Below are 25,163 nucleotides of genomic sequence, written 5' to 3' on the forward strand. Positions count from 1 at the left end.
CTATCTTTCAGAAATGAAAGAGGGGTCCTTTTTGTCTTTACGCCCCTTGCACTAGCACAATAAGGATCGGCAACACAAGAAAGGAAGCAAGTGTCGTCCATAAAATACATTTGGATAACAGCTCTGGAGAGGCGTCAAATCGTTCCGCTAATACCACCGCGTTGACGGCAACTGGCATGGAGGCCAGAATCAGCAGCACAGAGAATAAAATACCATCAATATGCAGAATAGATAATCCGAGGTATGCCACTAGTGGAGCTAAGATTAATCGAATGATCATCCCTGTCCAAAAAGTAGACTGACCCTTACGTTCAGATGACATGGTTCGTACTTTGACCATCTGTGCACCCAGAATCGCCAGTACGACTGGTGAATAACCTCCGGCAACCATGGATACCCCTGTAGCAAGCTCAGAAGGTAAATGCAGGTCAAATATTCTAAGAAAAAGTGCTAGCATAGCTGCATAGATGGCTGGGAGAGAGAACACGGACTTTACCGCATTTTTCACCGAGAACTGCGATCTAGCCGCAAAATAAACGCCCACAGTATTCACGATAATCATCTGCCCAATCACATAAACAGAAGCCTTATCGAGCCCAAGCTGTCCGAAAGCCAGCAACACCAAGGGAAGTCCATAATTCACACTATTCGTAAATGTAGAGACCAGAGTCAATCCCGATATTTCAGAGGGGCCGAGCTTCAATAACTTTCCGATGATATTTGCAATCGCCCATAAAAAGCATAGATTTAGCAGCGAAAAAGCGAGCGTCTTGTAAATATCATCCATAGAAATCTCGGCCGTAGCCAGTGTATTAAGAATAATAGCCGGCGTTAAAAAGTATAAATAGAGCGTCAATAACGGCTTGGTATCCAAATTCTTAAACCGTCCAAGCAGTGCACCGACGATCACCGGAATGGATAATGGCACGATGACTTGATACAACGTTGATAACACGCTCTGGATCATGAACAGTACTCCTCTGCTCTAAGTTACTCTAAACTATAAGCGCAACAGAGCAAGACGTCTAAGATATGAAATCAATATACACAATAGCCATTACCTATAATTAAAAAAGGTCTCAACCCCTATAACGGGGTTGAGACCTTTTTATCATGTGTTACATCATTTTGATTTCAAGCAATTCATATTTGATGATACCCATTGGTGCGTTTACACTAACGATATCCCCAACTTTTTTACCCAGCAATTCCTTGCCCAGCGGACTTTCATAGGAAATCTTGTTGTTTAGGACATCTGCTTCAGCAGCCCCTACAATTCTATATTCAATCTTCTCGGAGTATTCGATATCGTTCAGGGTAACGATACAACCCATACTAACCTTTGACAGATCCATCTGACTCTCATCTACGATCTTGGCTTTGGTCAGCATTTTCTCCAAAATCATAATACGAGTCTCCATGAACGATTGGTCGTCCTTGGCCGAATGGTACTCGCTATTTTCCTTCAAGTCTCCATAGCTGATCGCCAATTTGAGCCGTGCTGCCAATTCCTTGCGCCCTGGGCCCTTCAATTCCTTCAGTTCTTCCTCTAATTGAGCCAATCCTTCTTTGGTCAAGAACACTTCTTCATTAGACATGTATACAACTCCTATTTTGGATGCTTTTTAATATTTTAACCTATATTTCACATTCATGCGACAAGCATAAACGTCTTCGGCGTCCTTGTAAGGACGGTAAGCGTTTAAGCGAGAAATATAAAAATTAAAGTATAGGTGCAAAACCTATACTTTCTTATATTTAAATAAAAATCCCTGCCACAATTGAACATTGGGCAAGGATGTCAATGCTGCATCATTATTCTGGCAAATGCTCTTTACAGAAAAGGAGTAATGCTGCTTCCTCGTCCTCTTCCATATCAAAGTCAAGCAACTGACCTGTTGTTGTCTCCTGTAGATCATAACTCACGATGCTAACTTGATCTTCATCCACTTTAATAATCGCTCTAGCGGATACTCCGTTCTCTACATAGAGCTCATCATCTTCAGGAACATCCAGTTGAACCACGAATTCATACCGTTTACCGGTTAGTATACCAAAAGGATCTTTAACATTCTCCACGTTGTAGCTTGTAAATGTCAACATTGCTCAATCAACCTCTTTTCCTAATACCTGCCACGTCATTGTATCACAAAAAGCTGCATGAAGGGGTCGCCCGTCCCTCAAGCCATAGCTTTCGACTTCTTGATCTGCTTGCTTCGCAATTGTCCGCAAGCTGCATCAATATCTACACCATGCTCCAGACGAGTGCTTACGCTGACGCCCTGCTTCTTCAAGGTATCAAAAAAGGCTCGTACGGTCTCCCGCTCGCTTCTTTGATATTGACTGTGCTCATCGACTGGATTATAAGGAATCAAGTTCACATTGACGAGCTGGCGCCGGTCGCCGATTAGCTCGGTCAGCTCAAGCGCATGCTCCTTGCCGTCATTTACATCCTTCATCAGAATGTATTCTAACGTAATTCTGCGATTTGTTTTTTCCAAATAATAATCTATGGACTCCATTAGCTTCTCAATTGGAATGGCCTTGTTAATCTTCATAATCTTCGTCCGCAGCTCATTATTAGGCGCGTGAAGCGATACTGCCAAGTTCACCTGTGTATTCGCATCGGCAAATTCTACGATTTTGTTAGCAAGCCCACTCGTCGATACAGTAATACCTCTTCCTGCGATGGCTAATCCCTTGTGGTCCTTAATAATCGATAAGAAATTGAGCAGGTTCTTAAAGTTGTCGAACGGTTCGCCAATTCCCATGACTACAACGTGACTAACCTTTTGTTCGAGGTTTGCTGCATCCAAATGCTGCTGAACCTTCATAATCTGCTCTACAATTTCACCGCTGGAAAGATCACGACTCTTCGCTAACAGTCCACTAGCGCAAAAGCTGCAGCCGATATTACATCCAACCTGAGTAGTGACACATACGGACAAACCGTATTTCTGTCTCATGAGCACCGTCTCGATCAGGTTGCCATCCTTCAAACGGAACAGGAACTTGATCGTCCCATCCGCAGACTCCTGCTTCACATGTTCTTCCAGCGTATGGATCACATAGTGCTGCTCCAATAATTCTACACAATCTTTATTTACATCGAGCATTTCTGAGAATTCTGTAATCCGCTTCCGATAAAGCCAATCCCAGACCTGCGTAGCTCGAAATTTTTTATGTCCACGTTCTAACAGCCATGCCGCCAGTTGATCAAAAGTTAATCCATAAATGGATTCCATATTCATTCGTTATCCTCTTTTCAAAACATTAAAGTTCAGTCCATCACTACTCATTGTCTCAAATTTTTTTTATTTAAACAAGGGGAGTTGTAGCGAAGCGTCGAAGTTTACACCATTAGAAGTCCGTTCTATGAAATTACATCTGAGGAGAGATCGAATCAAATGAGCTCAACCACAATAAAAATCATCGGTTTTGCCCTTCTAGTTGCCGTTCTAATCTTTGGTGGCTTTTTACTGTATATTACCATTACCGATTATAAGCCGAAGGAGACTACTCCACTAACGGTAAACCATAATCAGGAACTAATGATGAAGCAGGGAGAACCTTTTGCAATAACAACCTTTAATATTGGCTATGCTGGGCTGGATAAGGATCAGGATTTCTTTATGGATGGCGGGACCAAATCACGTTCAAGCAGCGAGGAACAAACGAAGACAAATCTTGAGGCAATAGCCTCTCTAATGACTACTTCAGGCTCAGATTTATTTATGTTGCAGGAGGTAGATCTCGATTCTTCTCGTAGCAACCATATAGATGAGGTCTCCTTGTTATCGAATACCTTCTCTGATTACAGCAACGTATTCGCAACGAACTACAAGGTGCCTTGGGTACCGATTCCCGTTCTTGATCCGATGGGCTCAGTAAATAGCGGTTTATTAACCTTATCTAAATTCGGTAGCACAAGTAACGTTAGATATGATCTTCCGGGAAAAGAAAGCTGGCCTCGTCAACTGTTTGAACTTGACCGCGCCTTTATGGAGAGCAGATTCCCCGTCGATAACGGGAAAGAACTGATCCTGATCAACCTTCATTTATCAGCCTTTGACCAAGGGGGAACGATTCGCAAGCAGCAATTAGAATATCTTTCTACTTATATTCAGAGAGAGAATGATAAAGGCAATTACCTCATCTTAGGCGGAGACTGGAATCATTCTTTACCGGGCACAACCCCTGAGGCCTTTGAGACTACACAAGCTTGGCCAGAATGGCTGCAGCAGTTCCCTGAAGATTTCAAACCGGAGGGCTTTCAATGGGCTGTCGATGCTAAAGTGCCGTCCGTCCGGACACTTGATGTAGCTTATTCAGAAGGTGTAAATTTCCGGGCTGTAATTGATGGCTTCCTAGTTTCACCGAATATCACAATAAGTGGCGTACAGGGCCATGACCTATCTTTTGAACACAGCGATCATAACCCTGTAACAGCTACTCTTATTCTAAGATAAGACCCAATCATGGATCATTGATGTTATTTAAAAATGACGAATTTCATGTTTTTCCCTTTTAGATACTGAATGATAGCAGGCAATGCCTCTACGGTAATCTTCTTTTCGTGAAAAAGATATACAGCACCGGACGGATCAGTATGATGAACAAATTGAATGACGTCTTCTGGGGTCTTGCGTCTCCAATCCTCGGAATCACGATTCCATAACAATACTTTCATCTGCTGTTCTGTCACTTTGGCTGCTAACTTATCATTAATCGCACCATATGGCGGCCGAAAAACAGTAATCGGCGATTGAATGATTTGCTCCAATGCCTGGTTAGCCTTCGCCAAATTATTCTGATTCTCGTTAGCCCCATTGTCGGTCATCTTGCTATGATCCCACGAATGACTTCCAATCGACATCTGATGTTCACTCGCATACTTAACCGCTTCCACATTATGAGCGACCTTATTCCCAACAAATAAAAAGGTGGCTGCCACCTCATGTTCTACTAGAATATCTACGATTTCTTTCGTATACTTCGACGGACCATCATCAAATGACAAGGCCACGTAACCCTTCGGCAGGCTATAGGTGTATTTATTCCCGGTTAATTTAATCTCCTCATACCGCTGTGTTTGTTCTTGAGGAGGCTCTGTAGGTTCTGGTGTAGGTTTAGAAGGTTCTGGCGTAGGCTCAGACTCCTCTTGCTGGCTAGGGCTCGCTTCTATCTTACCAATAGGAGGAATGAACGGTAGAGAGACTATTTTCTCGATCCCCTCAGCGCTGGCGCCTAGTGAGGGACCTTCCAATCCTTCTGCACGGTCCATATCTTGACCACCCATTCGAAGAGACAACAATATAACTACTAAACAAGCGAACATGATACTCTGCAGTCTAAGTCTTCCAACCCGTTTTTTGCTCTTCTTTCTTAGCCTGCGTGCTGGAGGTATAGAGGGTGGCGTAGTTTCAACAGTAATCTCTTCCTGTACATGGGGATCGTTCACTTGCTTTAATTGAAGAAGCTGAGACACATAATATTCAGAGCAGGCAAAATACATGGTTTCGCTGAAGGTTTGGTTCATAATAATCAGTGTGCTGTAATAACTGTTGCGAAATGGATCCCACTTCGGATACAATGACAATCTCATTCTTTCCCCGAAAAAGGGAGCCAGCGCGTTTAGTTGTTCATATGTAAATTCGTCTATGTTTAGCATGCGTCTGGCATACCCAATATCACGGGTTAAACCTACTTCAATCTGGTAACCGGCCTGTTCATGCTCAAGCGACAGCAACTCAATCATTAGAACAGTGCTCGGTTCATTCATTGCCATGAATCTTATGTATCTCCGTTTTCGTCATTTCGTCCCGCCAGTGTGCTTCCATTCCCAAAAGGAACGGTCATACGATTGGTAAAATCGCTGATCATACCGGAGAGATATGCTTTTTCTTGGCGGATCGTATCGTATTTCTGTCTTAAATGCGCGTTCTCAGTTTCAATCCGTCCAAGCTTCTCTTCCAGATCATTCATCTTCTTGAGCTTCTCTGCATGAGCTTCGTTATGCTTTTGGATCAGATTTACATACTTTTGATGCTCCAGATCAATCGTACTCTTTAATTCTTCAATCTCTGCAGTGAGGGTAGTCTGAAGCTCCCGATAATCTTCCAGCACTTGATCGACTTTCAGATTCTTCTCAAGCAATTTATGCTCAAGCTCTCGAACGTTCTTCTCTCTTTCCTCAATCACTTTATTGAGATTCTTCATGTCCCGGTTCAAACGTTCAACATGGCTACTGGAATGAGTCAACCGATCCTGAAGCTCATTAATATTCGTCTCAGCATGCTGTCTGGCCTGAATGATCTGCTCCACGGAGAAGATCAAATCGAGTGATTTTTTATCAAGCGGCGCTTTCCCTGTAGTAACCACTCCTGCTAAAGTCTCGCCAGCAATCTGTTCCTCTACTTCCTCGCCCTGCTCTTCTGATAATTGCACCTTTTGAACCATACCCGGTTTGGACTGCTTATCCACTGAATCTTTCTTTTTAAAAAAGGGAGAAATCATTGATCTTATCACCTCAATTATAAAAAAATGTCAAAAAATGTCGAGTGCCCACGAGTCTATTATAGTTTACTTGTCTTGTCTGTAAGTGAGCCTTTATATCTAACTTTTTGAATTGGATCAAAAGACCTAAATTCTTGCCAATAACAAGAAAAAAGCACCCTTGCGGGTGCTCTGGTTTTAATTAAATTTATCGGGGAATTGTTTAACAATACCTTCGGTTAGTATATCTCCAAACATAATCATATGCTCAAGCCCTTTATCGAAAGCGACGATCTCGGCATCCCAATCCTTTTTAGCTCTAGCTGTCACATCATCCGTTATTAGCTCCAAATGTTCATGAAGCATCTCCTTCAATTGTTCATACGAATATTTGGGATTCTGTGCGCTAAGGAACTTAGCAATGTCGTCAGCGTTGTCATACCACTCTTTATTGTATTTTTCCAAATCCGACTGATTACCTGCTAGTGCAGCAGCAACTACCTTTCCGGCAATAAGGATATGCTCCCGCAATAATTGAGCTAGCTTATCACCTACTGCCTCACCGTAATACGGCTTATAAACATTCCCTATCTCCTGCTGATTCTGTAGCAACCTTGCCAGTACCTTCTCTTTGTCCTCGGAATTCGCAAAGGCGCTAACTATGTAGTTTTTCGTCCATATCACATGGTCGCTCCATAGTTTCCTAAGATTATCCTTAAGCTCTATTACAGAGGGCGTAAAGCATTGCTTGTGTGAACTCTTTTTCTCTTTGGCTGCAGCATCGGCAGTTACAGGCATTACACTAACAACAAGGAACATACACATAAAAACTAACTTCGCAATCAAAAACTTAGGCTTCAATATGACCTATCTCCTTTTAAGCATCTATTAACAATCTTGTATAGTGTGTACCGATACTCTTATTTCATTCCTATCTTCTTGTACATAAAAAAAAAAGCACCGTCATTAGACGGCGCCTCTCCCTTAAACTTATCTGAACATCACTTTATCTACATTGTATTTAGACTTCAATTCATTAATGATATACGTTTCGTAGATCTCTCTATGAACGGGGCTCTCGATTAAACTTACATCAATTCTGGTGACCTCGTCCCGATGCAGCTTAATATCAGATACGGTATCTTCAAAATGTTTTTTGATTCTGGGTCTTAGCTTTCTCGCTTTACCTACAAACAACAACTCATCTTGGTCATTGTAGAACATAAAGATACCGCCGTAATCTCTAGGAATTAGGTGGAAATCAGTGAATCCGTAGATATTGCTTAGCTGCGGGTTGATTTGTTTAGTAATACTAACATCCACATTGGGCATAGTTATGTTGATCATTTTAGCTCACGTCCTCTTTCTATATAGGAGTAAATAGTATCATAAGTTAGCCTTTTATTCTATCTTTCACAATGAGCCTGGCTCTTTATTCTGCCTTGGACTGACGACTCATTAGAACTTGAACAGTCTCTGTTATCCCTTGCTCAAAAGGAGTAGCGGGAATTGGACCCACAACACGCTCGTATTTACCACCGCTTAGGACCACAGGCTCTTTGGTTAAATACAGCATCTCAACAATCTCTTTCATGACTGGAACGAATATACCGAGCAGCGATAGTCCAGTCTTTCCTAATGAGATAACAGGCTTCTTGGAGCCGCTTGCTGCTTGCGCTATTCTAACGATATCTCGTCCTGAGATTGTGCCTGCCCCGGGAATGTTCCAATTCTGACCATAAGCTTCATCTCTACTAGCGAGCTCAATAATCATGATAGCGGCATCCGGCAAATACACATACTCACGGGCAACGGTCATATTTCCGATGAACACTGCAGGTTTACCTGCAGCGATGGACTCCAGAGTCGATCCTAAATAGGAAGCCTCATTGGCAGTAGGTCCATAATAATCCGGTAAACGGACAATGAGCCGCTGTGCTTTACTCCAACGCTGGCTAAAAAACATTTGTTCAAACTCAAGTTTCACTTTACCTTTTTTTGTATGCGGATTCTTCGGATATTCCTCGTTGATCGGCTTGTCATTCTGTCTTCTTCCATAAGGATAAATGCCATCCACTGCGACAACCTTTATCCCCAGCTTATTAGCCGCCTCCATGACCGCCTCTCCCATAGGTAACAGTCGTGTGCTCATTTCATTATACGGAACAGATGCACTATGAAAAATAACATCCACATCCTGTGCAGCTGATAATACGTCCTTCGCATTAAATACGTCCCCTGCTATTAGCTTAAGAGCGGCGGGATTACCCAGCTTCGTTGCAAGCTTCTCCAACTTTGGAATCGATCGCCCAAAGGCCACCGTTTCTATCCCTCTCTTTAATAATTCAGCGATAATTACCGTCCCTGTTCCCCCGGTTGCACCAAGCACAAGCGCTTTTGTTAACATAAATGATCCCTCCTATTATTGTTATTGATTAATCACTAACTAACGATCATAAATCTAAGAGCCTGAGCTCTTAGATGTTAGAATGAATTTCATCTCTACTACTCTTTCCGGTGTTTCGGCTTCAACTCTGGCATTCCAAGAGCCATAGAAATATTACAGAGCATACCATTGGCCATAAAGGTACTTACCTCTACTTCAGGCTGCTCGATCCCAGCGGCGACAAACTTCTCGTGCACAAGGTTGGTGATCTCAAGCATTCCTTTTTGCATCGTTTCACGGATGACTTCATCGCGAATCCCTAACCCCTGAACTTGCAAAATAATCTCATTCGGATGTGTCTCCATCAACAACTCGTATACTTTAATGCTTTCCTTTAACACTTGATCTGCTGTGGCCTCTACTCCTTGAAACGAACGAATAATCCGTTCAAAAGCCCGCTCTAAGGAAGCAACAAACAATTCTTCTTTATTCTTGAACACCTTAAACACATAGGGCTGAGAAATACCTACCTTTTCCGCAACCTGTGCTGTAGTAGCTCGGTAGTAGCCATTCTCGGCGAATACAACAACCGCTGCCTCCAAGATTTGTTCTCGGCGGTTTACGGAAACCGATTCATCCGCTTTCTTGCGACCGGAACTAGATTCTGTTGTCATCATAATCTCCTTACGCAACCTAATCCATTAGGTTATTGATCAATCACTTTCTTGATTAGAGTATATGCTCATCTCCTAAATAATGCAACTTAAAATCAACTATAATTTTTAACAACTTTCATCCGTACAGAAAATACAGTAAAAGTTATTTCCCTATTTCCACTGGAAATATTACTAAAAAATATGACGTTATTCAGAACCTTCTCGCCAAAGGGTTGTGATTTTCCTCATGAGGGTATTATAAATATTAAGGTAGTGTAGAGTTGTGTTAACTTCATGAAAAGAGCAATTAGCATCTAGGAGGATTTGATTCATGTCAGCAACAGACAGGCAAAAAATTGTAGATAGTGTCCCGCAAACCGGATTTTTCGGACATCCTAAGGGACTTTTCACACTCTTCTTTACTGAATTTTGGGAACGTTTTTCCTATTATGGCATGAGAGCGATCCTTGTTTACTACATGTATTATGAAGTAAGCAAAGGCGGGCTCGGATTTCCAGAGGATATGGCCCTTTCGATTATGTCTATCTATGGATCACTCGTATATATGTCTGGAATTATAGGTGGATGGCTTGCGGATCGGATTTTCGGGACTTCGAAGGCAGTCTTTTACGGCGGCGTTCTAATTATGTTTGGGCATATTTTACTGGCGATACCGGGAAATGCCATGCTATTCTTTTCTTCGATGATTATGATCGTGCTTGGAACCGGACTTCTTAAGCCCAATGTATCAAGTATTGTAGGCGAAATCTACAGCGAACAAGATAACCGCCGCGACGCTGCTTTCAGCATTTTTTATATGGGTATTAATCTCGGCGGATTCATCTCTCCACTGATTGTAGGCGCTGTGGGTATGAATAATTTCCATCTCGGTTTCTCGATTGCCGCGGTGGGCATGTTTTTTGGATTAGTTGTTTACGTAGTGACTCGCACCAAAAATCTAGGTCTGGCAGGTACGATTGTACGCAACCCGATTCCAGCCGAACAAAAGAAAAAATTATTTACTTGGATTGGCATTGGACTAGTTGTGCTTGCTGTATTAGTTACGGTCGGCATTCTTACTGGAGTACTCACCTTTGAGACATTCATTAAAATCGTAGGGGTGTTAGGGCTACTTATTCCTACAATGTACTTCATTGTGATGTACCGCAGTCCCAAAACAACAGCTGTAGAGCGATCACGGATTCTCGCGTACATCCCTTTATTTATTGCTTCGATTATGTTCTGGGCGATTCAGGAACAAACTTCAACAGTTCTAGCAAGCTTTGCTGATAAGCGTACCCAATTGGACTTTGCAGGCATACACATTTCTCCAGCTTGGTTCCAATCGCTTAACCCGCTATTTATTATCGCCCTTGCACCTGCATTTGCATGGCTTTGGTTAAAGCTCGGTAACCGCCAACCAACGATTCCACAAAAGTTCTCGCTTGGTTTATTGTTTGCCGGTCTGTCCTTCCTAGTAATTCTGGTACCGGCTTACTTCGGTGGAGCCAATTCACTGGTGAATCCATTATGGCTGGTTCTCAGCTACTTTATCGTCGTCATTGGGGAACTATGCTTGTCACCTGTTGGCTTATCAGCAACAACCAAACTGGCACCAGCTGCCTTTACCGCTCAGATGATGAGTATGTGGTTCTTGTCCAATGCTGCTGCGCAAGCTATTAATGCTCAAATTGTGAAGTTCTATACCCCAGATACCGAGATGCTGTACTTCGGAGTTATCGGCGGAGTCGCCATTGTGCTCGCGTTAATTCTCTTCCTGTTCTCTTCTAAGATTCAAAATTTTATGAAGGGTATACGATAAATATATAAGGCTGCCGGGATATTCCCGGCAGCCTTTTTTTGAATCAATATTCTAAGCTAAGTCTACACCAGAAACATAGCAACAATCGTTGTAACTATCAGCCCAATCAGCACCGGTTTCACATTGCGTCTAGCGAGCTCAAATGGACTTACGCCGCAGATAGCGGCGGCTGGAATCAATGCCCATGGGATTAGCGTCCCCCCGCCAACCCAAATGGCAGATACCTGACCGAGTGCAGTTAAAGTAGCTGCGTCGGAATGTGTGGCAACAGCGAACAATTTTCCGATGGACCCCGCAAGTGAGATTCCCGAGAACCCTGAACCATCAAGGCCCGTAATGGCCCCTGTTATGGTAGCGGTCACAGCACCTACAGCACCATTAAGAGGTACATTATGCGCCAGAGCAACCCCTAGATCATTAACAATTCCCTGAGAAGCAACAGGTAAGACTTTGCCAAACAATTCAGCAAAGGCCGAATCTCCCAAATAGAAGAATGCCGCAATTGGAATCACTGGACCGAATACTTTAAAGCCAAATGTGAGTCCATCAATTAGATATGAGGTGACTTGCTCCAGTCCCTTATTACGATGTGCGAGCAATGTTACTACAACCAAGATAAATACAGCAGTCCCGCCAACTAAGGCCGTTGCGTCTCCACCCTGTAAATCCAGCAAAAACATACCTGCTACATCAGCTAGAAACAGGAGTGGGATAACGATCGCCAGCCATTTCTTCAGTGTGGGAGGAATCACCGCTTGACCCTCGACCGCGTCACTGTCTGCAGCTAGCGCATTCGCGGCATTTTTCCCGGAAATAAGTCCGTCTCGCCAAGTACCGTTCTTCTGATCTCGTCGCATCATCCAATAGGCTGTTACCGTAGTGACTACACCCATCACTATAACAAGCGGAATACTCGCTTCCATGACACTGCTTACCGGAAGTCCTGCCGCATCTGCCGTCAATTTAGGTGCACCTTGAATAATATAATCACTCGACAGCGCAATCCCATGACCGAATAGATTCATCGCAATCGCTGCTCCAAGTGCAGGCAATCCTACGCGAATAGCAACGGGCAGCAACACAACCCCTATCAGGGCCACTGCTGGCGAAGGCCAGAAGAACCATGATGTCACCATCATAATCAAGCCAATGCCCCAAAATGCCATAAACGGCGTACGTAAAAAACGGGTAAGTGGGGCAACCATCGTCTCGTTTATTCCGGTACGTGTTAATACTCTGCTCATGGCTACAATGATCGAAATAATCATAATCGTACCCATTAGCTCCTTAGTTGCATATACAAAAGAGTTGAATACGCCTGTGACAGAACCACTAACCGTTTCTGTCGCGAGCCAGCCTAATACAAAGATGCCTGCAATACAGATCATCGTTGTATCCCGCCGCTTAATCAAAAGTGCCATAATGAACACGATGAATGCCAAATATACATAATGGAGCGCTGTTAATTGGATGCCCATCTCTGAACCACACCCTTCTCCTGCTTACAAGTGCTATATGTTATGCAGGGGTGTAGGCTAATGTTCGGTAGAAATGGGCGCTTAAATATTTATGATTTAAATAGAAAGAGACGCTTTTGCTAATCCATCCATCACCTCGTCACTAATAAATGGTGCGATAGACATATCAAGTGCCGCTTGTTTACTCATATTCATCCATACCTTTCGTTGAACTAGAGAAAGCCTACAATAATACAGCTTTTTGTAGGGATATCCGCTTCACTATATGAGAAAGCTGCAAATATACAGCTTTATCCATACTTATGGCTCAAAGGCTTCATCTGGAGCAAGAAAAACTGCAGTTTTGCAGGAATTAATGTTTTTTGCCATCCTCTTATCATTAAAAAATGTATTTTTGCAGTTTTATTCCCTTGATCAATCCTTACATTTACGTAAAAAAAGCCGCCCCACGCATAGATAACATCTACGCATGAGACGGCTTTCTTAGTGTTGCCTATTTAGAAATTTATTATTTAGCCACGACTCCGCCATCAACTGGCAGCTCAACACCCGTAATATAAGAAGCTTCGTCAGAAGCTAGGAACAATACAGCTTCAGCTACTTCAGAAGCACGTCCAACGCGTGGCAATGCAGTCTGGGACATAAAGAAGCTATGCATTCTTTCATCATTTACAAATTCAGCACTCATTGGAGTTTCGATAAATCCTGGGTGAACAGAGTTCACGCGAATGTTATCTTTACCAAAGTCTACAGCTGCTGCTTTACTCAGCATACGAACGGCACCTTTAGAAGCTGTATAAGCGCCAGCACCGCTGCTGCCAGTCAAACCTGCGATGGAGGAGATATTGACGATGGAACCACCTTTATTGTTCTTCATTTGAGGAACAACATGTTTCATCCCAAGGAATACGCTGCTTACGTTAATGTTCATTACTTTGTTCCATTGATCAACAGTGGATTCAAGCAATTGAACTGGGAACGAGATTCCTGCGTTGTTTACCAGGATGTCGATTTTTCCAAATTTGCTAATCACATCTTCTACAACTTTGATCCAGTCTTCTTCGGAAGCTACATTATGTGCATAAGCTGCGGCCTGTCCACCATTGGCTTCGATTTCTTTTACAACTGCTTGTACAGCAGCTTCGTTAATATCAGTTGCTACAACTGTAGCACCTTCTTTGGACAATAAAAGGGCTTCTTCACGACCCATGCCACTGCCTGCACCTGTAATAATTGCTACTTTATTAGTTAGACGATTCATAATTAAGTCTCCTCTATAATCGTATTGTGATATAATAATTCGAGTGATGATAGTCACACTATCACTGTGATATTCATCATATCATTTTTACGAAATAACTACAACCTCTCCTTGCTTAATCCAATAAACGGTGGATATAATACTAATAATTAAAGAACCTAATTAAAAAATGGAAGGGTCTATCCCTCATGAATCCTAAAGCACGCTATGAAAAAGAACGATCCGACGGTAAACAGCAGCGATTATATACGATTCTCGAATCCGCAGAACGAATATTTTCGCAAAAAGGAATTGAAAAGTCGACGATGCAGGATGTCGCAAGCGAAGCAAATATAGGGATTGCGACGCTGTTTCGATATTTTCCCAGAAAAGAAAAGCTCATCGTGGCGGTGGCCACCCAGATGCTAGAGCCAATGCTCGATTACTTTAAGCATGTAGCTGACTTGCCACTTACCTGTCTCGAAAAGATCGAGATGTTATTTGACTTCTTTATTCAGGATCAAAATCATTTAAGCATTATTTTTATGGTCAATTTTGAAAGCTACGCCTCTCACTTAAATGAGCCTGTTGAGGACGTTCTGGATTTCAATGCATTAAACCGCAAGATTTGGCATGAGTACTCCAGGATCATTCAAAATGGGGTAGAAGACGGTTCTATTCGCGCCGATCTCCCTGTGAAAGAGACCTTAATCACGCTGATGAACAGCTTTGCTCTCTTTTCCAGAAAGCTAACGATGAAAGAGAACATCCTCCTGCTAGAATCGGATTTAGACTCCGACAAGCAGCTTGAGCTTCTTAAACAAATCTTTCTAGAGCATTTAAAAGCCTAAAAAGCGCCAGTTTCCTTATGAGGGGAACTTGGCGCTTTTTTGATCATAAATTCGATTGCTAGTGAAAAGGACAGGTGGCCACAGGTGATCGCTGATAAAGGAAACGAGGGCTGTAGTCATATTCTTTCAGCTTACTGTCATGCCAAATCGGTGTAGACGACGGAGACATAGGGGGGATCAGCCATGACCAGCGTCCTGAAACCTGACGTCCATGTCCCTGCTCCTGCTCTTGAAATCTCACAAATTGATCAGCTGCTGTATGGTGATCAACGATACTGACCCCAGCTTGCTTAAAGGAATGCAGTACTGCACGATTCAACTCAAGAAGCGCCCGATCCTTCCAAAGCGTTGTGTTACTGGAGCGGTCAAGTCCCATCAGATCAGCTACAGCCGGCAAAGTGTTATATCGTCCAGTATCCCCTAAGTTACGTGAGCCAATTTCGGTCTCCATGTACCAGCCGTTAAAAGGAGCCGCGGGGTATAGAATCCCGCCAATCTCCAACTGCATGTCCGAAATGATCGGCACAGAATACCAGCGAAGCTGAAGCTCTGCAAAACGTTCAATTTCAGGATGAGTTAACGGTACCTCTTGAATGAGGTGTTGAGGAATAGGAAATACATGGGGGTGCCCATTACCTATGCTGATCACTAGCGGCAATACATCATAATTGCCCCTTGTTCCCTGCCAGCCTAGTTGTTGGCACACTTTCGTAAATTCATCCGATGCCGGATCACCAGCGCGTTCATGTTCAGCATCACCAGGATATCCCGCGTAACGAATCAATTGATGGTTCCATAACCGGATTCTCCGATCAGGAGCTTCCCCGCTGCGGAAGACCGTGATAAGTGGACGAATACGTCCTCCATTATTCGCCTTTTCCAGATGTCGCAGCAAAGCTTCAGCAATATCCTCCTCGGTCTCTGCCAGACGTTCATCCATCAGCTCAATGGATTGCCAAAAGAGGCGGCCAATGCAGCGGCTATTATTTCGCCAAGCCATTCTCGCCCCATGAGCCAGCTCTTCCGTTGTATGTGTGTAACTCCCGGATTGATTAATTTCTTCTCGTACGGCTTGGATGCGTTGATCCATCTCAGCTTCAGTCTTATCAAGTTCAGCGTAACATTGTCGAATGAAAGCCTCCGCCTGCCGGGTTAACTCTTCGATGTGCATGCCATTCATATCCTTTATCCTCCATCTAAGCCATGCTAGAACTCTCGTTCCAGTATACCACCCACACTCCTAAGCTACATCCTTAGGGGAATAGCACATGAGAACAACCCGTGAAGCTTATTCGCTTCACGGGTTGTAGCAGGAACATCTAGCGTTCTGAACGTTTCCCTTGCGTCTTCAATGCAGCAAGCCTGCTCTTATCCTCGGCCAGCAGTTCTTCAGCCAACTCCACACCTTGGGGACCTAACGAGGCACGAGCTTGCTCTACCGCCTGTTCGGTATGCGCCAAACGGTTCTCAGCCTGTGCCAAAGTCTGTTCTGTTGGATGACTAAGCGCCTGAGAGACAGAGAAATGAAGCTTGCCTAAAGCATTTTTGGCTTGAGTTACATTGTCGTTCGCTTGCAGACTGGAATCGGGTTGTTTCATAAATGAAATTCGCTCCCTTCTGAAATGCGCCTGTTCTCTTCTAGCATGGTTTAGGATAAGTAACTTTATGCATACACCCTACTGGATGATGGATTGCATGAAAGTAGTCATTTCTTTGCTGGCCTTATTCAAGCGCTCAATTACCCCGCTGAATTCAGTGACCAATTCTGCTTGTGCGTGTGAAGAAGCAGAGATCGCTTCAATTTCTTGCTCCATTTGCTTAATGGACTTTTGAACATCACTCAGTGATTTTTCAATATTATGGGTTGCTTCTTTAGTGTTAACGGACAGTTTGCGCACTTCAGTAGCAACCACCCCAAAACCTGCCCCTTGCTCTCCTACACGCGCGGCTTCGATTGCCGCATTCAGCCCAAGCAGGTTCGTCTGCTCAGAAATCTCACGAATGAAGCCGGCAACCTTATTCACTTCTTGTGATTCCGTTACGGCTCTACGCGTATTATCTAATATTTGCTGCGAAGTAGCTGATAATTCCTGAGATTGGGCAGCTACGCTCTGCACCATCTCCATTAGATGACTGCTTATCTCATTAATCTCATCTGTGAATCCTTCAAGCTTATTCTCGTTCTCTAGTGTATAGGCAATGGCAAAAACCCCGATTACATCATCATCCGTTCCGTAGATAGGTACACATGTTGAGATTACAGGAGCTCCATAAATTTCTGCTGGGATTCGGTTAGAGCTTGCTATACCTTTCAGTCCATTTGAAAGCGACAGATCTTCAGGAGGGATAGGGTTACCCTTAACCAATCCGAGATCAATAACTTTACTTGGTGCGTAATAATGGAAGATCTCCCTGTCCGTGATTCCAATCATAATATCCTGCGAGTGAATCTTTTTGAAATAAGGTGCTGCGAGGACTAAGGCATCGATAATACTCATCTCTTCATCTCCCATATAAAAAATGTATATGTAGTTTTATCGTCACAATGGGTTATTAAATGAATATTGTCATAGTAGAGTAACAATCCCCACGTATGATTTGTTTATGAATACTATTAGCAGACGCCAATTTCTGAAGAAAAGTGCTCAAGTGTCGCTCGGGCTGCTTGGAACCGCAAGTGCATCCGGCATTTATTCACACTGGGTTGAGCCCTACTGGCTTGAAGTTAAACATATAGATATAAAGCTTCCTCTACTCCCTCCAACATTCGATAGATTTCGTATCGTTCATTTCAGTGATTTACACTTAGGCGTATATACGAAGTCCGAAGCCTTAACAGAGTTAGTACAGCAAATTCAACATGTAAGTCCAGATCTGATCTGCTTCACCGGAGATCTACTAGATCATTCTGTCGATTATATTTCTGAGGCTGTGGACATCTGTTCACAGTTGCGGGCACCGTTTGGACAATATGCTGTGTTAGGTAACCACGATGCTTTTGGCACTAGGAAAGCTGTGACGAAAGGGTTAGCGCAATCTGGCTTCCACGTACTTCATAATGAACATATTGTCTTAAAAAAAGATGCGGAGGCGCTTTATCTAGCTGGAGTGGATGATCCGTGGGTCGGCAAAGCAGATATTCATCAGGCGCTACGCCATATCCCTGATAAGGCATGTACTCTACTCCTTGCACACGAGCCTGATTTTGCCGATGAATACAGTGATCTTCCCATAGATCTGCAATTGTCCGGCCATAGCCACGGAGGACAGGTGCGTCTCCCATTTGTAGGTGCCTTGTATACCCCGCCTCACGGCAGTAAATATTCAAGCGGATTATACCAGCTCCCAGATAGTCGACTCCAGGTCTACACCACACGCGGAATTGGAGTGACTCGTATGCCTATACGTTTTAATTGTCGTCCCGAGCTTACCGTAATTACTTTAAAGTCCTCATGATTGTGTCAAAAATTAATAAATGGTTAAAAAGTATATACCTTTTGCACGTCTATGCAACAACACTGTAACCGTGTTTGTAATCAAATCTATTTGGGGCCTAGGTATAATTGTAGGAGTGATAGATAACATCAAAAATCATAATGAACTACATAAGCCCATCATTGGAGAGGAGAAATTAAATCATGAACAAAACTGTGAAATGGACGTCTGCTGTATTAGCAGCTGGAGTATTTCTTGGAGGTACTGGACTCATCGGAGGGAATTCTGTTCTAGCTGCAACCACTGGTACAAAAACAGTCACACAAGCCGTTCAGCAGCCTTCTGTGGTGCTTAAATATAAAGGCCAAGTCTTAACGCAGCAAGGAAAAATCGTAGACGGAAATACGATGATCCCTTTAACTGTATTGCGTGATGCCTTCGGCCTTGCTATTCAATACAATTCAACCACAAAGACTTACAGTGTAAGTAGTGACTCGGTGAAGCTTAACATGGAGGTCTCTGACTATGGCGTCAGTACCGATTTGAACGGATATTACATTTATAGCATGACCGGAAATCATGAAGTGAAGATGATCAACGACCGCTTATATGTTCCTTTCAAACTGTTAAATGATTATTTAGGTGTTCAAGGCGTATATAATCCAGCCCAGAAATCGCTTGAACTTAGCAAAAAGGTGATGAATGACATCAAGATCACCTCTGTTACCTTAGACAAGAGCAATAAGAATGCTAGTATTAAAGTACAATATCCACAGATCAGCGGTCTGGCGGATGAAGTACAAAACACGATTAATACCACCTTCAAAAAAGAGGCTGAACTATTCGTGTCAGAGGCTGAGAAAGAGTCTAGCCGTAGGGATGGCACGATAGAGAATAAATATGATTACTCTCAAACTTATGTTGTCACCTTTAACCGTGAAGGCGTGCTTAGTATTGTAGTTGATCAATATGGTTACAGCGGTGGAGCACACGGCGGTACCATGCGCGAGGGACATACCTTCTCGCTGAAGGATGGTATGAAGATAGAGCTTAAAGACCTGCTAAAGGCAGAACCAAACTACAAACAAAAGCTAGATAAAATGTTGAAGGAAAGCACCAAGGATATTGCTTTTCCGGAGTCAACTGGTGGACTTACAGATAAACCAGCCTTCTACGTCAGTGAAAGTGGCTTAGCTATCTTCTATCAACAATATGAAATCGCACCTTATGCAGCTGGAATTCCTACCTACACCTTTAATTTTAGTTCAATACTACCTAAAGGCACCGATCCATTTGCTTCTTTCAAATAAATACTAACGCAAAACAAAAAGCGCTTCAGCCAATTGGCTAAGGCGCTTTTTGTTATCTACATTATTCTTCTAAACTGCCGGCAGGTCCAAAAAATTCAAAATGAATTCTGTCATCAGGTACCCGCCATTCCTTGAGCGCCTTATATATGACCTTCATAAATGGGGTCGGCCCACAGAAATAGAATTCAGAGTTCACATCTGCTATTTCTTGAAGCCAAGAAAGATCAATATAACCAGATCTATTGCACTTGTCGCCTTCTCCTGGAGATTCATAACATACATAGGACCGAAGAGAAGAATGAGATTGTGCTAAATCTGCCACCCTATCTTTCATAGCATGCAAACTTCCATTGATGGCTGCATGAATATAAGTTACCTCGCGTTCTGGCTGTGCAGCAATTATTGTCTCCAGCATACTTACCATTGGGGTTAAGCCCACACCCCCACTGATTAGAACCACCGGAGTGTCACTACGCTGATCCAGTACGAAATCGCCCGCTGGAGAGCCCACTTCTAATATAGAGCCCACTTGGACGAAATCATGCAGATAAGTGGATACGACGCCCGCAGGTCTATCTATCCCTTCACCTTCCCGTTTAACAGTGATACGGTAATACGCCTGTCCCGGAGCACTGGACAAACTGTAGTGGCGAATATGGGAATATTCTTCCCCCTCGGGCTGAATACGAACCGTGATGTACTGACCCGGGAAATAAGAAGAGATCGCCCCTCCATCCTCAGGAGACAGGTAAAAGGAAGTAATAAGCTCACTTTCACTAACCTTCCGAGTGACGACAAAGTTTCTGAATCCACTCCAGCCCCCCGGAGCTTCCGCAGCTTCACGATACTTTTCTGCTTCCACACCAATGAAAGCATCTGCGATTACACCATAGGCTTTGGCCCATGCATCTATAATTTCCGGTGTTGCCGCATCGCCAAGTACTTGTCCAATCGCAGCTAACAACGTCTCACCCACGATCGGATAATGCTCAGGTAATACACCCAGTGCTCGATGCTTCTCTGCAATCTGTTTTACCACCGGTAAGATATTCCCTAGTTGATCAATATTCATAGCCGCTGCTAGGACTGCGTTAGCAAGCGCTGTCTGCTGTCTGCCTTGCCGCTGATTGGCATGATTAAATATATTTAATAGCTCTGGATGGTTTTCAAATAACATGCCATAGAACGTCGTAGTAATGGTTGTTCCATGAACCTGTAATACAGGAACTGTTGATTTTATAATAGCAATCGTTTGTTGATCTAACATATGAATACCCTCTCTCCTGCAATTAGATAATGCCTCTATAAAAAGCATATAGAAGCTGCAAATGAGCGAGTGTGCGCTGAATCACTTTAAAATTTAATAAAATGTGAACAAACAGAAAATGCAATGATATCCATCACATTCGAATGCCCAATCCAAAAAAAAGCCGCCCAAGCAGCTCAGGTAGCTACCGGACAGCACTTTCACTCTTATTTTGCCAGCTCCACAAAGCCTTCTCCGAACACATCTCTTACATCGTGAATGGCGATAAAAGCCTCTTTATCAATCGATCTTACAATTTTCTTAAGCATGGTTACTTCCTGTTTGCTAATGACAATATAGAGCAGCTCTTTGGGTTCTTTAGTATAATACCCTCGGCCATAAATGACTGTGACCCCTCTATCCATGATTCCATTAACTTGTTCAGCAATTTTGTCCTGCTCCTTGGATACAATCGTAACGGCCTTCTTAGGATTCACTCCCTCAATAATGAAGTCCATCACCTTAGTCGCTACATAGAGCATCACAATCGTAAACATCAGACTTTGAACACCAATGATGAAATACGAAGCAAATACCACAACTAAATCGACTAGAAGAAGAGCGTAGCTAACGTTCCAATCCAAAAATTTATGCAGGATTCTGGCGATAATGGTTGACCCTGCGGTCGTTCCACCCACACGTATGATCATTCCGATACCCACACCAGACAAGATGCCTCCAAATATTGCATTGATGATCAACTCATCGCTGGCGATATGCCAATTCTTCGTAAGAATCAGGAATAACGAGTTAAAAAACACCGCAATAATCGTGTATACTGTCGTCGTTTTGTCCAGAAATTTATAACCCACAATCAATAATAAAGCATTAAGAATTAAGCTAACAATACCTGGTGACCACTGATACAAATAGTATGTAATCATAGTCAGTCCCGTTACCCCGCCTTCACCGAACTCGTTCGGAATCACAAACAAGTTAACGGCCAAGGAAAACAGCAATGCTCCTACAATGATGGAAACAATATCCGAAATACGCTTTTTCATACCATGCCCCTTCTATCCTCTGTCTATATCTACCATCCACAAATACTAACACCGCTTCGATATAGTTGTAAACAATCCAGAAGAAACCAGCATTCTATATATGGCGTAACCGACTACCCCACCGCAAGTGTTTAAGATCAGATCATCCACGTCAAAGGTGCCGATATACAATACTAATTGTGTAACTTCAAAGCTCAGACTCAGCGCAAAAGAGAGCATGAAGACCTTTTGAAATAACCTTACTTTTTGCGACAACAGCATTGGAACAAAGACTCCAAACGGAATAAACGCAAGAAGATTGCCCACTAAATTAAGTGATGAAAAAGGATCTGAAAGTGACAGATGCTTGATCTCTTGCGAGATCTCTTTAAAGGGTACATAGTTGCCCTGTCGCTTAAAAATTCTGTCGGGATGCTCGAGCATACGCCCTGCCTGTTCCCAAAGTGATTGCAAGCTAAAAGGTGCGCCTTTAAATACGATAATTCGGATCAAAAAATACATATAGACAATAAATACGGCTGCCAGCAATAATGTCATAGTAGACTCGCTCTTAGGCTTCGTACTCATCAAAATGTAGTGACAATTACGCCATCCATATTATCGCCCGACGTTTTATATTGCCCTTCCTTTGGAATCTTAATACTTGTATATCCTGATACTGGATAATAGTTCACCGTATATGTTTTGCCGTCTACAACCGTTGAAATTTCACTATTTTCCTTCAAAAGATCTAAATATTGTTCCAGCACGATCCCCTTCTCCTGAATGATCGCACTGTGTGGCAAGCCTACATAACGGAAGTGCCAAGGTTCATATTTAATCCCCGTAATCTCCGTTTTGTCTTTCGGATAGCGTAGAATAAAGCCGTATTTCCACGCATTCTTTTCCAGCCATTTGCCTTCAGGTGCTTTGCTCATTTCCGATTGAGACGATCCGATGTCCAGCGATAATCCTAAATTATGTTCGCTATATTGCGCTGGAAGAGCATAGTCTGAACCTTTTTCCGCATACAATTGCTCTTGCTCCTCAAAGTCCCTGTACCCACTGCTAATTAAAAAATGATTCACGCCATCCTTCTCAGCAGCTTTGATCATTTTATTGAATTTATGTGCTACACTTTCAGACAACCGAATCGAGGTATCTAGTAATCCATAGCCCTGAACCAGATCCTTCTGATCAAATAAGGTCACAATATCAGACTTCACGCTGTCCTCATGTACCGGATATTGTTTGTTCACCAGCAATAAATCCCCTTGATATACCTGATCTTGCGTAATCACCTTTAAACTATCGCTATTTCTAATCGATCCTTTCTGGATCTTATCATTCTTATCAGCTAAATTACCCGTATCCGGTAAATAACGAGCGGCTGCGTAACCAAGAAATAACACAACGATCACCAAAAAGCCCCACTTTTTCATCCGTAATGTCCTCCCATTTCCTTAAGACGTTTATGCTTGATAGGAATAGAATAACGAAGACACTTTAAAGAAAAGCAGGACAATTATAAAGTTTTTCTTAAAATGTATAAGGGCTCAGCGGCCTTACCCAGTAAAGGTATATCCTACACCCCAGATTGTCTTAATAAATTTGTTCTTATTGATGTCTTCACCAAGCTTTTTGCGCAAGGTACGGATATGCACCATGACCGTGTTGCCACTCTCATAATAAGCTTCTCCCCATACCTGCTGGAAGATACTCTCCGCGCTAAACACCTGCTTAGGATGGCTCGCCAATAAATGAAGAATATCAAACTCTTTCGGAGTTAGGTCTATTACCTCGCCGTAAAGAGTGACGGTATGTTCATCTGGTGAAATCGTCAACCCACCAACTTCGAGGACCGACTTAAGAACGGCTGCGGGCTGACTGAATTGTATAGAGCGCCGTAGTTGAGAATTAACGCGGGCGACTAATTCCATTGGATTGAACGGTTTGGTCATATAATCATCTGCGCCCATGACAAGTCCCGTGATCTTATCCAGATCAGAAGTCTTCGCGCTTAAAAAAATAATCGGCAGATGATGCTGCTCCCGAATGTGACGGGTTACCTCATAGCCATCCAGCCCTGGCATCATAATATCCAGAATCGCCAAATCTATCGTTTGTGACTCAATAGCTTGTACGGCTGCCCGCCCATCGGATACTTTAATGATATGATACCCTTCTTTTTGCAAATGCAAAGCCACCAGATCCGCAATCTCCGCCTCATCATCCGCAATTAAAATCGTAATGCGCTTCATCTATATTTCACCCCTGTAGGTTTGTGCTATATGATCTACATCCATTATACCCCAAACTTAAAAACCACCCTATGAACAAGGTGGTTTCTCGTTTACATCTGTGATTAATAATATACGGAAATACCATCACTTAAAAGATGATGTCTTAATTAGCTTTCGGCCTTTACCAAAAGGAATGCACAGCGGTGTTCCGAAGATCGGATCAGCGGTTACTTGGCATTCCATATCAAATACATCGTGAATCAATTGCTCGTTAACAATGTTCTCAGGCTCACCTTGCGCATAGATCCGTCCTTCTTTAACCGCAACGATGTGATGTGCATATCTACAAGCCAGATTAATATCATGAAGCACCATTACAATGGTGCGATTCTCCTGCTCATTAAGATCAAATAAAAGATCCAGAATATCGACCTGATGGGTCATATCAAGATAAGTCGTAGGCTCATCCAGTAGAATCGTCGAGGTATTCTGAGCGAGTGTCATTGCAATCCAAGCTCGTTGTCTTTGTCCTCCCGAGAGGGAGTCTATTGAACGACCTGATAGCTCATTCATATGAGTCACTTCAAGGGCTTTCTTCACCATAATCTCATCTTCACGAGACCATTGCTGAAGGAAGCTTTGATACGGATAACGGCCTTGCTTAACAAGCTGTTGGACAGTCAAGCCTTCAGGTGCAATGGGTCCTTGCGGCAGGATAGCGAGGCGTCGCGCAACCTCCTTAGCTGGAAGCTTGGCAATATCACTGCCATCTAGGATAATACTGCCTTCTTGAGGCTTCAATAAACGGGCAAGAGAACGTAGTAAGGTTGACTTACCACAGCCGTTGCTTCCGATGAATACAGTGATTTTCCCTTTAGGAATAAGCACATCTAGATTAGAGAACACTGGCTTTTTTCCATAGGATAACGTAAGATTGTTCGCTTGGATAACGGACATG

At 43.1% G+C, this 25,163-nt stretch carries 26 protein-coding genes; 5 read left to right on the forward strand and 21 right to left on the reverse strand.

Annotated features, from left to right (window positions below; genetic code table 11):
• Positions 1 to 37 precede the first annotated feature (37 nt).
• The 4 genes from MKX41_RS23635 to rlmN form a co-directional block, all read right to left on the reverse strand.
• Positions 38 to 967 (reverse strand): AEC family transporter, encoded by a 930-nt coding sequence (locus MKX41_RS23635; protein ID WP_340973409.1) that lies wholly within the window; start codon positions 965 to 967, stop codon positions 38 to 40.
• A 151-nt stretch (positions 968 to 1,118) separates the two neighbouring features.
• A complete protein-coding gene (gene greA, locus MKX41_RS23640; RefSeq protein WP_042131553.1) occupies positions 1,119 to 1,598 on the reverse strand; it encodes a transcription elongation factor GreA in 480 nt (159 codons plus the stop codon).
• 217 nt (positions 1,599 to 1,815) lie between these two features.
• Positions 1,816 to 2,103 carry a DUF6509 family protein gene (locus tag MKX41_RS23645; protein ID WP_042192802.1) on the reverse strand — a complete coding sequence of 96 codons (288 nt, stop codon included), beginning with the start codon at positions 2,101 to 2,103 and terminating at the stop codon, positions 1,816 to 1,818.
• Positions 2,104 to 2,180: 77 nt separating this feature from the next.
• Positions 2,181 to 3,251, reverse strand: coding sequence for a 23S rRNA (adenine(2503)-C(2))-methyltransferase RlmN (rlmN, locus tag MKX41_RS23650; RefSeq protein WP_042192804.1), 1,071 nt, complete (start codon positions 3,249 to 3,251; stop codon positions 2,181 to 2,183).
• A gap of 156 nt (positions 3,252 to 3,407) precedes the next feature.
• Between rlmN and MKX41_RS23655 the strand changes: the two genes are divergently transcribed.
• Complete coding sequence (locus MKX41_RS23655; protein ID WP_340973411.1) at positions 3,408 to 4,469, forward strand: endonuclease/exonuclease/phosphatase family protein; 1,062 nt, start codon at positions 3,408 to 3,410, stop codon at positions 4,467 to 4,469.
• Between the two features lie 23 nt (positions 4,470 to 4,492).
• On the opposite strand, the gene MKX41_RS23660 is transcribed toward MKX41_RS23655, so the two are convergent.
• The 6 genes from MKX41_RS23660 to MKX41_RS23685 form a co-directional block, all read right to left on the reverse strand.
• The gene (locus MKX41_RS23660) at positions 4,493 to 5,788 is read right to left on the reverse strand and encodes a polysaccharide deacetylase family protein (protein ID WP_340973413.1); all 1,296 of its coding nucleotides are present in this window, start codon (positions 5,786 to 5,788) and stop codon (positions 4,493 to 4,495) included.
• A 5-nt stretch (positions 5,789 to 5,793) separates the two neighbouring features.
• Positions 5,794 to 6,516: a hypothetical protein gene (locus MKX41_RS23665; RefSeq protein WP_340973415.1), complete on the reverse strand. Its 723-nt coding sequence runs from the start codon at positions 6,514 to 6,516 to the stop codon at positions 5,794 to 5,796.
• Between the two features lie 177 nt (positions 6,517 to 6,693).
• Complete coding sequence (locus MKX41_RS23670; protein WP_340973416.1) at positions 6,694 to 7,356, reverse strand: glycosyltransferase; 663 nt, start codon at positions 7,354 to 7,356, stop codon at positions 6,694 to 6,696.
• Positions 7,357 to 7,485: 129 nt separating this feature from the next.
• On the reverse strand, positions 7,486 to 7,842 hold the full coding sequence (locus MKX41_RS23675) for a nucleotide excision repair endonuclease (protein WP_042192814.1): 357 nt from the start codon (positions 7,840 to 7,842) through the stop codon (positions 7,486 to 7,488).
• A gap of 85 nt (positions 7,843 to 7,927) precedes the next feature.
• The gene (locus tag MKX41_RS23680; protein WP_339267832.1) at positions 7,928 to 8,902 is read right to left on the reverse strand and encodes an NAD-dependent epimerase/dehydratase family protein; all 975 of its coding nucleotides are present in this window, start codon (positions 8,900 to 8,902) and stop codon (positions 7,928 to 7,930) included.
• A gap of 98 nt (positions 8,903 to 9,000) precedes the next feature.
• Positions 9,001 to 9,555 (reverse strand): TetR/AcrR family transcriptional regulator, encoded by a 555-nt coding sequence (locus MKX41_RS23685; RefSeq protein ID WP_445253238.1) that lies wholly within the window; start codon positions 9,553 to 9,555, stop codon positions 9,001 to 9,003.
• Positions 9,556 to 9,868: 313 nt separating this feature from the next.
• Here MKX41_RS23685 and MKX41_RS23690 point away from each other — a divergent pair, with 313 nt between their 5' ends.
• Positions 9,869 to 11,359, forward strand: a complete 1,491-nt coding sequence (locus MKX41_RS23690; RefSeq protein WP_340973418.1) for a peptide MFS transporter — start codon at positions 9,869 to 9,871, stop codon at positions 11,357 to 11,359.
• A 62-nt stretch (positions 11,360 to 11,421) separates the two neighbouring features.
• Here the strand turns inward: MKX41_RS23690 and MKX41_RS23695 are convergent, their stop codons facing one another.
• Both MKX41_RS23695 and MKX41_RS23700 read right to left on the reverse strand, forming a co-directional pair.
• Positions 11,422 to 12,837: a hypothetical protein gene (locus MKX41_RS23695; protein ID WP_340973419.1), complete on the reverse strand. Its 1,416-nt coding sequence runs from the start codon at positions 12,835 to 12,837 to the stop codon at positions 11,422 to 11,424.
• Positions 12,838 to 13,345: 508 nt separating this feature from the next.
• Positions 13,346 to 14,098, reverse strand: coding sequence for an SDR family NAD(P)-dependent oxidoreductase (locus MKX41_RS23700; RefSeq protein ID WP_076284950.1), 753 nt, complete (start codon positions 14,096 to 14,098; stop codon positions 13,346 to 13,348).
• A gap of 188 nt (positions 14,099 to 14,286) precedes the next feature.
• On the opposite strand from MKX41_RS23700, the gene MKX41_RS23705 reads away from it, so the two are divergent.
• Positions 14,287 to 14,928: a TetR/AcrR family transcriptional regulator gene (locus MKX41_RS23705; protein WP_340973421.1), complete on the forward strand. Its 642-nt coding sequence runs from the start codon at positions 14,287 to 14,289 to the stop codon at positions 14,926 to 14,928.
• 58 nt (positions 14,929 to 14,986) lie between these two features.
• Here MKX41_RS23705 and MKX41_RS23710 read toward each other — a convergent pair whose 3' ends face one another.
• The 3 genes from MKX41_RS23710 to MKX41_RS23720 form a co-directional block, all read right to left on the reverse strand.
• On the reverse strand, positions 14,987 to 16,099 hold the full coding sequence (locus MKX41_RS23710) for a nitric oxide synthase oxygenase (protein ID WP_340975041.1): 1,113 nt from the start codon (positions 16,097 to 16,099) through the stop codon (positions 14,987 to 14,989).
• Positions 16,100 to 16,247: 148 nt separating this feature from the next.
• Positions 16,248 to 16,526 (reverse strand): hypothetical protein, encoded by a 279-nt coding sequence (locus MKX41_RS23715; RefSeq protein ID WP_076284951.1) that lies wholly within the window; start codon positions 16,524 to 16,526, stop codon positions 16,248 to 16,250.
• A 78-nt stretch (positions 16,527 to 16,604) separates the two neighbouring features.
• On the reverse strand, positions 16,605 to 17,441 hold the full coding sequence (locus MKX41_RS23720) for a methyl-accepting chemotaxis protein (RefSeq protein ID WP_443189833.1): 837 nt from the start codon (positions 17,439 to 17,441) through the stop codon (positions 16,605 to 16,607).
• A gap of 91 nt (positions 17,442 to 17,532) precedes the next feature.
• Here MKX41_RS23720 and MKX41_RS23725 point away from each other — a divergent pair, with 91 nt between their 5' ends.
• Positions 17,533 to 18,384, forward strand: coding sequence for a metallophosphoesterase (locus tag MKX41_RS23725; RefSeq protein ID WP_340973424.1), 852 nt, complete (start codon positions 17,533 to 17,535; stop codon positions 18,382 to 18,384).
• A gap of 182 nt (positions 18,385 to 18,566) precedes the next feature.
• The gene (locus MKX41_RS23730; protein WP_340973425.1) at positions 18,567 to 19,673 is read left to right on the forward strand and encodes a PdaC/SigV domain-containing protein; all 1,107 of its coding nucleotides are present in this window, start codon (positions 18,567 to 18,569) and stop codon (positions 19,671 to 19,673) included.
• 61 nt (positions 19,674 to 19,734) lie between these two features.
• Here MKX41_RS23730 and hmpA read toward each other — a convergent pair whose 3' ends face one another.
• The 6 genes from hmpA to MKX41_RS23760 form a co-directional block, all read right to left on the reverse strand.
• Positions 19,735 to 20,940 carry an NO-inducible flavohemoprotein gene (hmpA, locus tag MKX41_RS23735; RefSeq protein WP_340973427.1) on the reverse strand — a complete coding sequence of 402 codons (1,206 nt, stop codon included), beginning with the start codon at positions 20,938 to 20,940 and terminating at the stop codon, positions 19,735 to 19,737.
• A gap of 206 nt (positions 20,941 to 21,146) precedes the next feature.
• On the reverse strand, positions 21,147 to 21,983 hold the full coding sequence (locus tag MKX41_RS23740) for a YitT family protein (protein WP_042192837.1): 837 nt from the start codon (positions 21,981 to 21,983) through the stop codon (positions 21,147 to 21,149).
• Between the two features lie 45 nt (positions 21,984 to 22,028).
• Positions 22,029 to 22,520, reverse strand: a complete 492-nt coding sequence (locus MKX41_RS23745; protein ID WP_340973428.1) for a VanZ family protein — start codon at positions 22,518 to 22,520, stop codon at positions 22,029 to 22,031.
• Positions 22,521 to 22,549: 29 nt separating this feature from the next.
• Positions 22,550 to 23,404 (reverse strand): M15 family metallopeptidase, encoded by an 855-nt coding sequence (locus MKX41_RS23750; RefSeq protein WP_076284957.1) that lies wholly within the window; start codon positions 23,402 to 23,404, stop codon positions 22,550 to 22,552.
• 123 nt (positions 23,405 to 23,527) lie between these two features.
• Positions 23,528 to 24,223 (reverse strand): response regulator transcription factor, encoded by a 696-nt coding sequence (locus tag MKX41_RS23755; protein ID WP_042192843.1) that lies wholly within the window; start codon positions 24,221 to 24,223, stop codon positions 23,528 to 23,530.
• 126 nt (positions 24,224 to 24,349) lie between these two features.
• A complete protein-coding gene (locus tag MKX41_RS23760) occupies positions 24,350 to 25,162 on the reverse strand; it encodes an ABC transporter ATP-binding protein (RefSeq protein WP_340973430.1) in 813 nt (270 codons plus the stop codon).
• Between the last annotated feature and the right edge of the window lies 1 nt (position 25,163).

This window comes from Paenibacillus sp. FSL R5-0475, from assembly GCF_038004585.1.
GTDB lineage: Bacteria > Bacillota > Bacilli > Paenibacillales > Paenibacillaceae > Paenibacillus_AQ.

Bases quoted from the DNA above. Each gene is read 5' to 3' on its own strand.
- MKX41_RS23635 (WP_340973409.1), bottom strand. From the start codon at position 967: ATGATCCAGAGCGTGTTATCAACGTTGTATCAAGTCATCGTGCCATTA.
- greA (WP_042131553.1), bottom strand. From the start codon at position 1,598: ATGTCTAATGAAGAAGTGTTCTTGACCAAAGAAGGATTGGCTCAATTA.
- MKX41_RS23645 (WP_042192802.1), bottom strand. From the start codon at position 2,103: ATGTTGACATTTACAAGCTACAACGTGGAGAATGTTAAAGATCCTTTT.
- rlmN (WP_042192804.1), bottom strand. From the start codon at position 3,251: ATGAATATGGAATCCATTTATGGATTAACTTTTGATCAACTGGCGGCA.
- MKX41_RS23655 (WP_340973411.1), top strand. From the start codon at position 3,408: ATGAGCTCAACCACAATAAAAATCATCGGTTTTGCCCTTCTAGTTGCC.
- MKX41_RS23660 (WP_340973413.1), bottom strand. From the start codon at position 5,788: ATGGCAATGAATGAACCGAGCACTGTTCTAATGATTGAGTTGCTGTCG.
- MKX41_RS23665 (WP_340973415.1), bottom strand. From the start codon at position 6,516: ATGATTTCTCCCTTTTTTAAAAAGAAAGATTCAGTGGATAAGCAGTCC.
- MKX41_RS23675 (WP_042192814.1), bottom strand. From the start codon at position 7,842: ATGATCAACATAACTATGCCCAATGTGGATGTTAGTATTACTAAACAA.
- MKX41_RS23680 (WP_339267832.1), bottom strand. From the start codon at position 8,902: ATGTTAACAAAAGCGCTTGTGCTTGGTGCAACCGGGGGAACAGGGACG.
- MKX41_RS23685 (WP_445253238.1), bottom strand. From the start codon at position 9,555: ATGACAACAGAATCTAGTTCCGGTCGCAAGAAAGCGGATGAATCGGTT.
- MKX41_RS23690 (WP_340973418.1), top strand. From the start codon at position 9,869: ATGTCAGCAACAGACAGGCAAAAAATTGTAGATAGTGTCCCGCAAACC.
- MKX41_RS23695 (WP_340973419.1), bottom strand. From the start codon at position 12,837: ATGGGCATCCAATTAACAGCGCTCCATTATGTATATTTGGCATTCATC.
- MKX41_RS23700 (WP_076284950.1), bottom strand. From the start codon at position 14,098: ATGAATCGTCTAACTAATAAAGTAGCAATTATTACAGGTGCAGGCAGT.
- MKX41_RS23705 (WP_340973421.1), top strand. From the start codon at position 14,287: ATGAATCCTAAAGCACGCTATGAAAAAGAACGATCCGACGGTAAACAG.
- MKX41_RS23710 (WP_340975041.1), bottom strand. From the start codon at position 16,099: ATGCACATCGAAGAGTTAACCCGGCAGGCGGAGGCTTTCATTCGACAA.
- MKX41_RS23715 (WP_076284951.1), bottom strand. From the start codon at position 16,526: ATGAAACAACCCGATTCCAGTCTGCAAGCGAACGACAATGTAACTCAA.
- MKX41_RS23720 (WP_443189833.1), bottom strand. From the start codon at position 17,441: ATGGGAGATGAAGAGATGAGTATTATCGATGCCTTAGTCCTCGCAGCA.
- MKX41_RS23725 (WP_340973424.1), top strand. From the start codon at position 17,533: ATGAATACTATTAGCAGACGCCAATTTCTGAAGAAAAGTGCTCAAGTG.
- MKX41_RS23730 (WP_340973425.1), top strand. From the start codon at position 18,567: ATGAACAAAACTGTGAAATGGACGTCTGCTGTATTAGCAGCTGGAGTA.
- hmpA (WP_340973427.1), bottom strand. From the start codon at position 20,940: ATGTTAGATCAACAAACGATTGCTATTATAAAATCAACAGTTCCTGTA.
- MKX41_RS23740 (WP_042192837.1), bottom strand. From the start codon at position 21,983: ATGAAAAAGCGTATTTCGGATATTGTTTCCATCATTGTAGGAGCATTG.
- MKX41_RS23745 (WP_340973428.1), bottom strand. From the start codon at position 22,520: ATGACATTATTGCTGGCAGCCGTATTTATTGTCTATATGTATTTTTTG.
- MKX41_RS23750 (WP_076284957.1), bottom strand. From the start codon at position 23,404: ATGAAAAAGTGGGGCTTTTTGGTGATCGTTGTGTTATTTCTTGGTTAC.
- MKX41_RS23755 (WP_042192843.1), bottom strand. From the start codon at position 24,223: ATGAAGCGCATTACGATTTTAATTGCGGATGATGAGGCGGAGATTGCG.
- MKX41_RS23760 (WP_340973430.1), bottom strand. From the start codon at position 25,162: ATGTCCGTTATCCAAGCGAACAATCTTACGTTATCCTATGGAAAAAAG.